Origin of the sequence: Trinickia diaoshuihuensis (genome assembly GCF_003390925.1) — a bacterium.
In the GTDB taxonomy this organism is placed as follows: domain Bacteria; phylum Pseudomonadota; class Gammaproteobacteria; order Burkholderiales; family Burkholderiaceae; genus Trinickia; species Trinickia diaoshuihuensis.
Genome location: NZ_QUBS01000075.1, coordinates 50,771 through 63,860 on the forward strand (window position 1 = coordinate 50,771; position 13,090 = coordinate 63,860).

Annotated in this window: 9 protein-coding genes; 7 read left to right on the forward strand and 2 right to left on the reverse strand. The window is 63.8% G+C overall.

Annotation, left to right across the window (positions count from 1 at the left end):
* Window positions 1-11 precede the first annotated feature (11 nt).
* Window positions 12-1,394, reverse strand: a complete 1,383-nt coding sequence (argA, locus tag DXT59_RS15475; protein ID WP_116137793.1) for an amino-acid N-acetyltransferase — start codon at window positions 1,392-1,394, stop codon at window positions 12-14.
* Window positions 1,395-1,416: 22 nt separating this feature from the next.
* Here argA and hrpA point away from each other — a divergent pair, with 22 nt between their 5' ends.
* The 5 genes from hrpA to DXT59_RS15500 all read left to right on the forward strand — a co-directional run bounded on the left by hrpA (window position 1,417) and on the right by DXT59_RS15500 (window position 9,318).
* Complete coding sequence (gene hrpA, locus DXT59_RS15480) at window positions 1,417-5,481, forward strand: ATP-dependent RNA helicase HrpA (protein WP_116137762.1); 4,065 nt, start codon at window positions 1,417-1,419, stop codon at window positions 5,479-5,481.
* Window positions 5,482-5,618: 137 nt separating this feature from the next.
* Window positions 5,619-6,647 carry a YVTN family beta-propeller repeat protein gene (locus DXT59_RS15485; protein WP_338065175.1) on the forward strand — a complete coding sequence of 343 codons (1,029 nt, stop codon included), beginning with the start codon at window positions 5,619-5,621 and terminating at the stop codon, window positions 6,645-6,647.
* A 16-nt stretch (window positions 6,648-6,663) separates the two neighbouring features.
* Window positions 6,664-7,659 (forward strand): sterol desaturase family protein, encoded by a 996-nt coding sequence (locus DXT59_RS15490; protein WP_116137763.1) that lies wholly within the window; start codon window positions 6,664-6,666, stop codon window positions 7,657-7,659.
* Between the two features lie 12 nt (window positions 7,660-7,671).
* The gene (locus DXT59_RS15495) at window positions 7,672-8,484 is read left to right on the forward strand and encodes an EI24 domain-containing protein (RefSeq protein ID WP_116137764.1); all 813 of its coding nucleotides are present in this window, start codon (window positions 7,672-7,674) and stop codon (window positions 8,482-8,484) included.
* A 9-nt stretch (window positions 8,485-8,493) separates the two neighbouring features.
* Window positions 8,494-9,318: a competence/damage-inducible protein A gene (locus tag DXT59_RS15500; RefSeq protein ID WP_116137765.1), complete on the forward strand. Its 825-nt coding sequence runs from the start codon at window positions 8,494-8,496 to the stop codon at window positions 9,316-9,318.
* 182 nt (window positions 9,319-9,500) lie between these two features.
* On the opposite strand, the gene DXT59_RS15505 is transcribed toward DXT59_RS15500, so the two are convergent.
* Window positions 9,501-9,968: a rhodanese-like domain-containing protein gene (locus tag DXT59_RS15505; protein ID WP_116137766.1), complete on the reverse strand. Its 468-nt coding sequence runs from the start codon at window positions 9,966-9,968 to the stop codon at window positions 9,501-9,503.
* 405 nt (window positions 9,969-10,373) lie between these two features.
* Here DXT59_RS15505 and glnA point away from each other — a divergent pair, with 405 nt between their 5' ends.
* Both glnA and glnL read left to right on the forward strand, forming a co-directional pair.
* Complete coding sequence (gene glnA, locus DXT59_RS15510; RefSeq protein WP_116137767.1) at window positions 10,374-11,789, forward strand: type I glutamate--ammonia ligase; 1,416 nt, start codon at window positions 10,374-10,376, stop codon at window positions 11,787-11,789.
* 147 nt (window positions 11,790-11,936) lie between these two features.
* Complete coding sequence (gene glnL / locus DXT59_RS15515; RefSeq protein WP_116137768.1) at window positions 11,937-13,079, forward strand: nitrogen regulation protein NR(II); 1,143 nt, start codon at window positions 11,937-11,939, stop codon at window positions 13,077-13,079.
* Window positions 13,080-13,090 lie beyond the last annotated feature (11 nt).

The window sequence follows — 13,090 nt, forward strand, 5'->3', positions numbered from 1 at the left end:
GGCTAGGTCGCTCAAAGCTGCTTCATCAGCACGAGCGATTTGCGCTGCCAGTTATAGAAGCGGCGGCGGTCTTCCGGCAGGTCGTCGACGGTGGCCTTGACGAAGCCGCGCTTGAGGAACCAATGCTCGGTCCGCGTGGTAAGCACGAAAATACGCGTGAGCCCGCGCGCGCGCGCGCGCTGCTCGATTCGCTTGAGCAACCGCTCGCCGTCTCCCGCGCCTTGGGCATCCGGGGCAACCGTGAGGCACGCCATTTCCCCGATTCGTTCTTGCGGGTAAGGGTAGAGTGCCGCGCAGCCGAACAGCACGCCGTCGTGCTCGATGACCGAGAAATGGTCGATATCGCGCTCGATCTGGTGACGCCCGCGCTTGACGAGCGTACCGTCCGATTCGAGCGGCTCGATCAGCGTGAGAATGCCGCCGACGTCGTCGGGCGTGGCCTCGCGCAAGCTTTCGAGGTTCTCGTACGAGATCATCGTGCCGACGCCGTCGTGCAGGAACAGTTCGAGCAGCAAGCTGCCGTCGAGCGAATAGGGAATGATGTGCGCGCGCGGCACGCCGCCCCGGCATGCGCGCACGGCGTGTTTCAAGTAAAACGCGGAGTCGCCCTTGACCTCGCCGCTGTCGAGCAGCTTGTAGGCGTCGTCGAGCGAAAGCTCCTGCGTGAGTTCGCCGGCATCGTTCATGAGGCCCGGCGTCTCGGTCAGGAAGATGATCTTGTCGGCGCGCAGCGCGATCGCCGCCGCGGAGGCGACATCTTCCATCGACAGATTGAAGGCCTCGCCGGTGGGCGAAAAACCGAGCGGCGAGAGCAGGACGAGCTTGCGGCTCGCGAGCGAGTGCTTGATCGACTCGGCGTCCACCTTGCGCACGATGCCCGTATGCTGAAAATCGACGCCGTCGAGGATGCCGACCGGCCGCGCCGTGACGAAATTGCCCGAGACGACGCTGATATGCGCGTGCGCCATCGGCGTGTTCGGCAGCCCCTGGCTGATCGCCGCTTCGATATCGAGCCGCACTTCGCCGGCCGCTTCCTTGGCCGATTCGAGCGCGCGCGCATCGGTGATGCGCATGCCGTGCGAAAACTCCGACTGTACGCCATGCAGATTCATCTGTTCCTCGACCTGCGGGCGCGATCCATGCACGAGCACGATCTGGATCCCCATGGCCTGCAAGAGCGCGATGTCGGACACGAGCGCGCTCAGCAGCCCTTCGTGGACGACTTCGCCGCCGAACCCGACGACGAACGTCTTGTTTCGGAACGCATGAATATAAGGCGCGACCGATCGCATCCAGTCGACGAACTGGGCGTGCGAGACGGCGTCGGATTCGGGCGCCGCGGAACGCGCCGGGGCGCTCTCTGGCATGGGGGCGAGGTCGGTTCGAGAATTCATCCCGGGATTATAATGCGCCCCCATGTCGAACGTATCTAAAAGTCCGGCCGCCGGTGAGGTCCGAGGGCCGCGCGCGCCGCGCAGCGAGAACGGGCGCCCGGCCGCCGCGCAAAGAAAGCCCGATGGCGCGCGCCGCCCCGCCGTCCCGCCCAATCCCGTTCCACCGATCGATTTTCCGCCCGCGCTGCCCGTCTCGGGACGGCGCGAGGAGATCGCGCGCGCGATTCGCGACAATCAGGTCGTGATCGTGTCGGGCGAGACGGGCTCGGGCAAGACCACGCAGCTTCCGAAGATTTGCTTGTCGCTCGGCCGCGGGCTCGGCGCCGGCGGCACAGGGCTCATCGGTCATACGCAGCCGCGCCGGATCGCGGCCTCCGCCACGGGGCGGCGTATCGCCGAGGAACTCGGTACGCCGTTCGGCGAGGTCGTCGGCTATAAGGTTCGGTTCACGGACAACCTGGCGCCCGGCGCATCGGTCAAGCTGATGACCGACGGGATCTTGCTGGCCGAGACGCAGACCGATCCGCTGCTGCGCGCCTATGACACGCTGATCATCGACGAGGCGCACGAGCGCAGTCTGAACATCGACTTTTTGCTCGGTTATCTAAAGCAGATCTTGCCCAAGCGGCCCGATCTGAAACTGATCGTCACGTCGGCCACGATCGATGCCCAGCGCTTTGCGCGTCATTTCGGCACCGAGTCGCGGCCCGCCCCGGTGATCGAGGTCAGCGGGCGTCTGTATCCCGTGGAGATCCGGTATCGGCCCGTCGAGGAACTCAGCGCGGCGGTCAAGTCCGCGCAGGGGACGACGGGGCGCGAGCGGGCCGACCGTCCCGAGCGCGCGAAGAGCGCCCGCGATGCCGACCGCGATCTCATGGAGGCGATCGTCGACGCCGTGGACGAGCTGTGCCGGGAAGGGCCTGGCGACGTGCTCGTGTTTCTGCCCGGCGAACGCGAAATCCGGGAAGCGGCCGAAGCGCTGCGCAAGCACCACCCGCCGCATACCGAAATCCTGCCGTTATTCGCGCGCCTCTCGGCCGAGGAGCAGTCGCGCGTGTTCAAAGCATCGAACGCGCGGCGGCTCGTGCTCGCGACGAACGTCGCCGAAACGTCGCTGACGGTGCCGGGCATTCGCTACGTCGTGGATACCGGGCTCGCGCGCGTGAAGCGATACTCGTACCGCAACAAGGTCGAGCAGTTGCAGGTGGAGTCGATCTCGCAGGCTGCCGCGAATCAGCGCGCGGGGCGGTGCGGCCGCGTGGCCGACGGTGTCTGCATCCGCCTGTTCGACGAAACCGACTTCCAGGCGCGGCCGCGCTTCACCGATCCCGAGATCCTGCGTTCGTCGCTGGCCGCGGTGATTCTGCGGATGAAATCGCTCCATCTGACCGAGATCGAATCGTTCCCGTTTATCGAGCCGCCGCCGGGCCGCGCGATCGCGGACGGCTATCAGCTACTGGCCGAGCTTGGCGCCGTCGACGACGACAATGCGCTCACCCCGCTCGGGCGCGAGCTGGCCCGCTTGCCGCTCGATCCCCGCGTGGGACGCATGATTTTGGCGGCGCGCGAGCAGCAAGCGCTGAGCGAAGTACTGATCATTGCCAGTGCGCTATCGGTGCAAGATCCGCGCGAGCGGCCCGCCGACGCGCAAGAGCAAGCCGACGAAGCGCACCGGCGCTTCGCCGACGAGCGTTCCGAATTCCTGCAGTGGCTGCGTATTTGGAAGTGGTTCGGCGAAGCCGTCGCGCACAAAAAATCGAACCGGCAACTGATCGACGCCTGCCGTGCGCAATTCCTGTCGCACTTGCGATTGCGCGAATGGCGCGACGTCCATTCGCAATTGCTGACCGTCGTGCGCGAGCACGGATGGCGCTTGAACGAGAGCGAGGCGACGTTCGAACAAGTCCATTTGGCGCTGTTGACGGGGTTGCTCGGCAACGTGGGTCTGAAGGCCGACGACGAGCCGCACTATCTCGGCGCGCGCGGGATCAAGTTCTTCCTGTGGCCGGGCTCGACGCTCGTGAAGAAGGCGGGGCGCTGGGTCATGGCCGGGGAGCTCGTCGAAACGAGCCGGCTCTACGCGCGGGCTCTCGCCAAGATCGAGCCCGAATGGATCGAAAAGGTGGCCGGACATCTGCTGAAAAAACAACTGTCCGAGCCGCACTGGGAGAAGCGGGCGGCGCAAGTGACGGCGTTCGAGCGCGCCACGCTGTATGGGCTGCCGGTCTACCACCGGCGCCGGGTGGCGTTCGGCAAGCAGGACCCGGCGCGGGCCCGGGAGCTATTCATCCGCGGCGCGCTCGTCGAGGGCGAGTTCGATACGAAGCTGGCCTTTTTCGCGCATAACCGCAAGCTGTTGCACGACATCGAGCAACTCGAGCACAAATCGCGCAGGCAGGATGTGCTCGTCGACGACGAATTGATCCACGGCTTTTACGATCAAGCGATCCCCGCGGGCATCCACACCGGGGCGGCGTTCGAACGCTGGTACCGCGACGAAGTGAAAAAGAGCGGACAGCCCGAGGACAAGCTGCGTCTGCTCTATTTGTCGCGCGACGACCTCATGCGTCACGAGGCGGCGGGCGTCACGACCGATCTGTTCCCTAAACGGATGGCGATGGCGGGCAGCGAAATGGGGCTCGGGTACCACTTCGAGCCCGGTTCGCCGCGCGATGGCGTGACGTTGACGGTGCCGCTGTACGCCCTCAATCAGATCGATCCGCGCCGCGCGGAATGGCTCGTACCGGGCATGCTCAAGGAGAAGGTGCAGCTACTGCTCAAGTCGCTGCCGCAGAAGCTGCGCCGTCATTGCGTGCCGTTGCCCGAATACGCGGCCGCGTTCGCCGCGCGCCGAGAGCCACTCTTCGGTCAGGGCGGGCTGGTCGAGGCGCTGATCGCGGACGTGCGCGAGCAAACGCAGGTCGCCTTGAAATCGACCGATTTCAAGCTCGAAACGCTGCCCGCGCACTTGTTCATGAACTTCAAGGTCGTGGACGAGCACGGCCGTCAGTTGGCGATGGGCCGAAACCTGGCGCAATTGCGCTCGGAATTGGGCGCGGACGCACAGCGGCACTTCCAGAAGCTTGCCGCGGGCGTTGCGCTGGCCGGCGCGGGCGCGGCGCGCTCCGCTCAGGACGGCGCGGCTGCGCCGAGCCCGGCGCGAGTGGGGGCCGCCGGCCGCGAGGAAAAGGGCGCCGCCCCGAACGAAGCGCCGGCTGAGCAGGCTGCCACGGCACTCTACGACAATTTGACGACCTGGAATTTCGGCAAACTGCCGGAGCTGCTCGAGATTCGGCGCGGCGGACAAACGCTGTTCGGCTACCCGGCGCTCGTCGATCGTACGACGCACTGCGACGTGGAAGTGTTCGATTCGCCCGAGCAAGCGGCGCGCATTCATCGCGCGGGGCTGCGGCGCTTGTTCGCGCTGCAACTGCGCGAACCGATCAAGTACTTGGAGAAGAACCTGCCCGGCTTGCGCGAAATGGCGATGCAGTTCATGCCGCTCGGTACCCAAGAGGCGCTGCGCGACCAGTTGATCGAGACGTCGCTCGAGCGCGCGTGTCTGCAAGATCCTCTACCCACCGACGACGCGAGTTTCCACGCCCGTCGCGACGAAGGCAAGGGCAGGCTCTCGTTGCTCGCCCAGGAAATCGCCCGGCTGGCCGGTCAAATCCTGACGGAGTACGCCACCGTCACGAAAAAGCTCGCGCAGGCCAAGCCGTTCGCGCAGGCTTACGCGGACATGCAGCAGCAACTCCAAGCGTTGATCGGCAAGCGTTTCATCGTCGATACCCCCTACGCGCAGCTCGTGCATTTTCCGCGCTATCTGAAGGCGATCGCGCAGCGCATCGACAAACTCAAGGCCGATCCGGCGCGCGATGCGCGCTCGTTCGCCGAGATGCAGCCGCTTTTGGTGCAGTATCAGCGCGCGCAATCGGCGCGCGGCGGGGTGCTCGATGCGCGGCTGGCCGAATTTCGTTGGCTGCTCGAAGAATTGCGCGTTTCGCTCTTCGCGCAGGAACTGCGCACGCCGATGCCGGTCTCCGTCAAGCGCCTGCACAAAGTGTGGGAGTCGATGCAGCGATAAGCGGGTAGGGCGGCGCGATGGCGCCCTATATCGATCGCGCCGCTGCAATCTAATATGCCGATGTTTTTTAGACGCCCGTCAACCGCGCCTGCCCGCAAACGTTTTATGATGGCAGCGGTTTTTTCGAACGAGTTCTCATGCTTACCTCATTTTTTTCCCGCGCCCGCCACGCCGCTCGCTTGGCCGGCGCGTTTGCGGCCGCCTGCTTGATGGCGGCGGCCTCTCCCGCCGCACGCGCGAACGACGTCGTGATCCTCAATTCGGGCGAGGCCACGCTCTCGCTGATCGACCAAGCGACGCAGCAAGTGCTCGGCGGCAAGATCCCGACTGGCAAGGAGCCGCACCACTTGATGCTGGCCCCCGGCGGACGCTCGCTGATCGTGGCCGATTCGGTTTCGAACGATCTGATGTTCGTCGATCCGAAAACGGGCAAGCTGCAAAAGCGCCTCGAAAACATCGAAGATCCGTATCAACTCGGTTTTTCGCCGGATGGCAAATGGTTCGTGACGACGGGGCTGCGCCTCGATCGTCTCGACATCTATTCGTACGATGCGAAGACGGACACGCCGACGCTCGTGAAACGCTTGCCGCTCGCGACGATGCCGAGCCACATGGCGTTTACGAAGGACAGCAAGACCGTGTTCGTCACGCTGCAGGTCTCGGGGCAGGTCGCGGCCGTCGATCTCGCGACGCAGACGGTCAAATGGAAGATGAACGTCGGCGACACGCCGGCGGGCCTATGGCTCACGCCGGGTGAGAATTACCTGCTCGTGGGCATGACCGGCGAGGACGACGTCGCAGTCGTCGATTGGCGCAAGCAAAGCATCGTGAAACGGATTCAAACGGGCAAGGGCGCGCATAACTTCCGCTCGCTCGACGACGGCGTGCACGTGGCCGTGTCCAATCGCGTGGCCAGCACGATCAGCATCATCGACGAGAACACGCTGACGAACGTCGGCGACATCACGGGCCTGCTGCCCGGTCCCGACGATATGGAACTGAGCGCCGACAAGCGTTATATGTGGGTAACGTTCCGCTTCGCCAAACATGTCGGCATCATCGACATGGCGTCGCGCAAGCTCATCAAGACGATCGCGGTGGGCCGTTCGCCGCACGGCATCTTCTTTTACGACCGCGCGCCGGTGACGGCACCGAACGGCGCTTAAGCGGGCGCCGCGACCTATGCTGCATTGGATCGTTGCGTCGCTCGACGCACTCGTCTCGTCGCTGCAGACCTGGCTTTACGTCGATGCCGTCCAGCCGCTGCTGTTCAAGTTCGGCTGGATGGACTACGACGAGGATACTTACGACGCGCTCTATCCCGTGCTCGTCGGCTTGCTCACGATCGTCGCGATGTACCTGCTGCTGCGCCCGCTCGAGGCCCTGCGGCCGGTCGAGCGATGGAGCGACCGCAAGGCGGTGCGCGTCGACGTGTTCTACACGTGGATTTCGAAGCTCGGGCTGTTCAATCTGTTTTTCTTCGTCGCGTTCCAGCCGATCTTCGATAAGACGCAGGTCTGGCTGCGCTATCACGGCATCGCGAATATCAATCTCGACACGCTTTGGCCCGGCGTGACCTCTCAGCCGCTCATTGCGTTCGCGATCTATCTAGTCGTGCTCGATTTCGCCGGCTATTGGTACCACCGGTGGCAACATCGATTCGGCGTGTGGTGGGAGTTGCATGCCGTTCATCACAGTCAGCGGCAAATGTCGCTATGGTGCGACGATCGCAATCACTTGCTCGACGACGTGCTGCAAGCCGCTTTTTTCGCCGCGATCGCGCTCGCGATCGGCATCGCGCCGACGCAATTCGTCGTGCTGACGGCGGTCACGAACTTCGCTCAAAGCGTGCAGCATGCCAATGCGCGGTTGCCGTTCGGGCCGGTGCTGGAGCGGTTGATCGTCAGTCCCACGTTCCATCGCCGGCACCACGCGGTCGGCTACGGGCACGAGGGCACGGCGTACGGGTGCAACTTCGGCGTGCTGTTTCCGTGGTGGGATATGCTGTTCAAGACGGCATCGTGGAATCGGACGCTCGAACCGACCGGCATCCGTCAGCAATATGAGGGTGAATCGTATGGAGAGGGGTTCGTCGCACAGCATTGGCTCGCACTCGTGCGTATCGCGCGGCGGCTCGGGTGGCGCCGCGGCGGCGGCGGAGGGCCGGCCGCGGCTTGACGGGGCCCGCGCATGAGCGCTTTTTTGCGATCGCTCGGAAAGGCCACGGCTAGCGTGCTTCATCCGCGCATGCTTTGGCTGACATTTATGCCTTTCGTCGTCGCGGCGTTGGGGTGGGGCGTGTTCTTCTGGTTTTCGTGGCAGCCGCTCGTCGGCACCGCGCGTGCGTGGCTCGCCGATTCATGGTTCGGCGCTACGCTCGACCATGCCTTCGATTGGGTCGGGTTGAGCTCGCTGCATGCCGCGCTCGCGCCGTTTCTCGTCGTCGTGCTGTCCATTCCGCTGATCGTCACGACTGTCTTGCTGTTGATCGCGACGATCTCGATGCCGCTCGTCGTGCGGCATCTTTCGCAGCGCCGGTTCGCGGATCTCGAGCAACGCCGCGGCGGGACATGGTACGGCTCGCTCGTGCATTCGCTCGTGACGACGATCGTTTGCCTCGTGCTGTTCGTCGTGACGCTGCCGCTCTGGCTTTTTCCGCCGCTGTTTGCCGTCATTCCGCCGCTGCTTTGGGGTTGGCTGACCTACCGCGTCATGACCTATGACGCCCTGGCCCTGCATGCGAGCAGCGAGGAGCGGCGCGCGCTCATCCGGCGCCACCGCGGCCCCTTGTTCGCGATCGGCGTCGCGACCGGGCTGATGGGTACCGTGCCTACGTTGATATGGGCCTGGTCCGTCTGGCTCGTCGTACTGTTTCCGGTGATCACTGCCGCCACGATTTGGATCTATGCGTTTATCCTCGTGTTTTCGGCGCTTTGGTTCGGCCACTATTGTCTCGACGCGTTGCGGCGTCTGCGTGCCGACGAGGCGCTTCCATCCATGTGAGGGCGGTCTATGGCATTCGGGGTGATCATTATCGGGGATGAGATTCTTTCGGGGCGGCGCGTCGACAAGCACCTGCCGAAAGTCATCGAATTGCTCAATGCGCGCGGCCTCGCGCTGGCTTGGGCCGAATACGTCGGCGACGATCCCGAGCGCATCACGGCCACGCTAAAGCGCACCTTCGCGTCCGGCGACATCGTATTCTCGACCGGCGGGATCGGCGCCACGCCCGACGACCATACGCGTCAGTGCGCGGCTCAAGCGCTGGGCACGCCGCTCGAGCTTCATCCCGAAGCGGCCGAATTGATCCGGGCTCGGATTCGCGAAATGCATGCCGCCTCGAGCGGATCCAATGCGCCGGAGCCGATCGACTTCGAGGCGCCGGAGAACCTTCATCGTTTGAACATGGGCGTGTTCCCACGCGGCGCGGCGATCATTCCGAACGGCTATAACAAGATTCCGGGGTTCTCGGTCGGCGATCATCACTTCGTACCAGGCTTTCCCGTCATGGCGTGGCCGATGATCGAATGGGTACTCGACACGAAATACGCGCATCTGCATCATGCGGTGGCGCATGCCGAGCGCTCGCTCTATGTCTTCGAGCTGATGGAGTCGACGCTTACGCCGCTCATGGAAAAAATCGAGGCCGACTTCCCGGGCGTGCGCGTCTTCAGTCTGCCGAGCGTCGGCGATACGGAGCGCGGCGGCGTTTTCGTGCGGCGGCACATCGACCTGGGCGTCAAGGGCGAGCCGGAGGCGGTCGCCGCCGCGTTCGTCAAGCTGAGGGAAGGCGTGCATCTGCTCGGCGGCGACATCGTCGAGCCGGAAGCGGGCTGATTCTGCACGGGACGCTCATTCGAGGCGCCCCTTTGCCCTTCCATCTAGCCCGTCGTCCCAAACCGTTCGTTTTCTCGGCCTAACGGGCTATTTGCCCGGAAATCGGTCCGAGACCACTTCTCACTCCCGCTTCTGGTCTCCGGTCGCTGTACGCCGCGGGCGACCGCGTACGGGCACGGGAGTTACGCCCCGATCCACGGCAATCCGCGGAAGCACCACCCCGTGACGGTCTTGCGGTGGCCGTTGCCGTCCTTGTCGCCTTCGAACCCTTCCAAAAGATCGTAGGCGCCTTGGTAGCCGGCTTGGGCCGCCGCCGCGGCCGCCAGTTTCGACCGTGCCGCGCTACGGCACAGGAACAGCACCGGCGTGTCGGTCGAAGGCACTGCCTGCTTCAATTGATCGAGGAACTCGGCATTGGGCACCCCGCCCGGATAGCGCGTCCATTCGATGTGCACATACTGGCCGTCCCCGACGAGCGGGCGGCCCACCCAGTCGAGTTCCGCGCGCGTGCGGACATCGACGAGACGGGCGCGAGAATCCAATTGCAACAGCTCGAAGGCTTCGCCGGGCGTCACGGCGCCGGCATAGGGCAATTGGTGCTCGGCGCGGCGCGCGCCTGCCTGCTTGAAGATTTGGTCTAGCGAACTCATGGCCCATCGTCTCCTTATTCTGAAACGAACATTCTAGCCCTCCTGGCCGGCAACCGCGTTCCAAACGACGACGCACTTCGATGTTCGACCAAACGCCCGAATTCGGTGCTTTTTTCGCTTGCATGCACCACAATGGGTGTTCCGGCCAGCCGCTTGCACTGAATTGGCACTCAAATGGTGCATCCGGAGGCCGCATCGCGGCGCGCTCCGTTCAGTACGGTGCGTAACCGGTTCCGGCGCGGGGCGCGGCCAGACAAGGCAGCCCCCGATATGCGGAACACTCCGTATTCCGCTTGGCACGGAAGCTGCTCTTACCCGCGGCGATCGCTTGCAAGACCAGCTTCGGCGTCCGAACCGAAGTGAAGAAAGCGAAGAACCGCCGAACCTATCAATGGAGAAGAGGATATGAGTAAATCCGTGGCCGACGTCATGCAGCTCGTGAAGGACGAGGACGTCAAGTTTGTCGACTTTCGCTTCACCGATACGCGCGGCAAGGAGCAGCACGTCTCGGTGCCGCTGTCGGCGTTCGACGAAGACAAGTTCGAGAGCGGCCATGCGTTCGACGGTTCCTCGATTGCCGGCTGGAAGGGTATCGAAGCCTCGGACATGCTGCTCATGCCTGATCCCAACACGGCCTTCATCGATCCGTTCTATGAAGAGCCGACGCTCGTGATGAGCTGCGACGTCGTCGAACCGGCGGACGGCAAGGGCTATGAACGCGATCCGCGCTCGCTCGCCAAGCGCGCGGAAGCCTACCTGAAGAGCACGGGCCTGGGCGACACGGCCTTCTTCGGTCCGGAACCCGAGTTCTTCATTTTCGACTCGGTTCAGTGGAACACGGACATGTCGGGCTGCTTCGTGAAGATCGGTTCCGAAGAAGCGCCGTGGTCGTCGAGCAAGGAATTCGAAGGCGGCAACACAGGTCACCGTCCGGGCACGAAGGGCGGCTACTTCCCGGTCGCCCCGGTGGATACGTTCCAAGACATGCGCTCGGAAATGTGTCTGCTGCTCGAACAGATCGGCATTCCGGTCGAAGTGCATCACCACGAAGTGGCGGGCCAAGGTCAAAACGAAATCGGCACGAAGTTCTCGACCCTCGTGCAACGCGCCGACTGGACGCAGCAACTGAAGTACATCGTTCATAACGTCGCGCACACGTACGGCAAGACGGCGACGTTCATGCCGAAGCCCGTCGTCGGCGACAACGGCTCGGGCATGCACGTTCACCAGTCGATCTGGAAGGACGGCCAGAACCTGTTCGCGGGCAACGGCTACGCGGGCCTGTCCGAATTCGCGTTGTTCTACATCGGCGGCATCATCAAGCACGCTCGCGCGCTGAACGCCATCACGAACCCGACGACGAACTCGTACAAGCGTCTCGTGCCGCACTTCGAAGCACCGGTCAAGCTCGCTTACTCGGCGCGCAACCGTTCGGCCTCGATCCGTATTCCGCACGTGAGCAATCCGAAGGGCCGCCGTATCGAAACGCGCTTCCCGGATCCGATGGCCAACCCGTACCTGTGCTTCTCGGCGCTGATGATGGCCGGTTTGGACGGCGTGCAGAACAAGATCCATCCGGGCGAAGCCGCCGACAAGAACCTGTACGATCTGCCGCCCGAAGAGGACGCGAAGATCCCGACGGTTTGCGCGGGCCTGGACCAAGCGCTGGACGCGCTCGACAAGGATCGCGAGTTCTTGACGCGCGGCGGTGTGTTCACCGACGGCATGCTCGACGCCTACCTCGAACTGAAAGAAGGCGAGCTGCAACGCCTGCGTATGACGACGCACCCGATCGAGTTCGAGATGTACTACTCGCTGTAAGCGGCGCGATGCGCTTCGTCCTTTGTCGTCGGCGAAGCGCTCGTGAAGCGGGGGTTCGTTCACGGATGGAACGTTGCGACGAGAACGCACCCCGATCGGTCTCGAAGGGACGGCGGTGCCGTCCCTTTTTCGTTCGTTGAGTCGACGATGGTGCTTAGGAATTTGATGAAAGCGAAAACGGGCCAGGCCGAGCCGCTATCCAACGATAAGGCGCTCGCGCAGTCGGGCCTGCTGCCGGGGCTGGAGGCATTGCCCACGGTCGCGTTCGTGCTCGAAAAGCGCACGTTGCGCGTCGCATTCGCGAATCCCTCCGCCGAGTCGATGCTGGATCTATCGCGCCGGCAGCTCATGCAAATGTCGTGGCCCGAGTTGTTCGCGAACGGCGAGGAACTCGTCGTGACGATCGCCGCGATCGCCGAACATCGCTTTCACGCGACGCACCTGGATGCCGTGCTCGAGCGTCCGGGGCGGGAGCCGCTGCACGTCCACGTCGTCGTCGGCTTTCTCGAAAGCGCGCCCGATTACGTACTGCTCGAGTTGTTCGAGAACGAGCGGCATTTGCGTACGGATCGGGAAGAGCGCATTCACGACCTGTCGGTCGCCAACAAGCAATTGATCCGTAATCTCGCGCACGAGATCAAAAACCCGTTAGGCGGCATTCGCGGCGCCGCGCAACTGCTCGAGTTCGAACTGGGCGTGCGCGAAAGACAGGAGCTGCGCGAATACACGCAGGTGATCGTCAAGGAATCGGATCGTCTGCAGACACTCGTCGATCGCTTGCTCGAGCCGCACCGTCATCCGCACGTGGTGGGCGACGTCAACGTTCACGAAGTGTGCGAGCGCGTGCGGGCCGTGATCCTCGCGGAATTCCCGCGCGGCTTGACGATCGAGCGCGACTACGACGTCAGCGTGCCCGACTTGCGCGGCGATAAGGAGCAATTGATTCAAGCGCTGCTCAATATCGTGCGCAATGCGGCGCAGGCGCTGCGCGAACGAATCGGGCAGGGCGATGCGCGTATTGCATTGCGCACGCGGGTCGCGCGCAAGGTGACGATCTCCAAGCGCCTGTTCAAATTGGCATTGGACTTGCGAGTGATCGACAACGGGCCCGGGATTCCCGAGGAAATCCGCGATCGTATTTTTTATCCACTGGTGTCCGGCCGCGAAGACGGCAGCGGCCTCGGTTTGACGCTCGCACAGACGTTCGTGCAGCAGCACGACGGTTTGATCGAGGTCGAGAGCCGCCCCGGACACACCGAGTTTCAGATTTTGTTGCCGCTCGTCAATTGATAAGACCCACT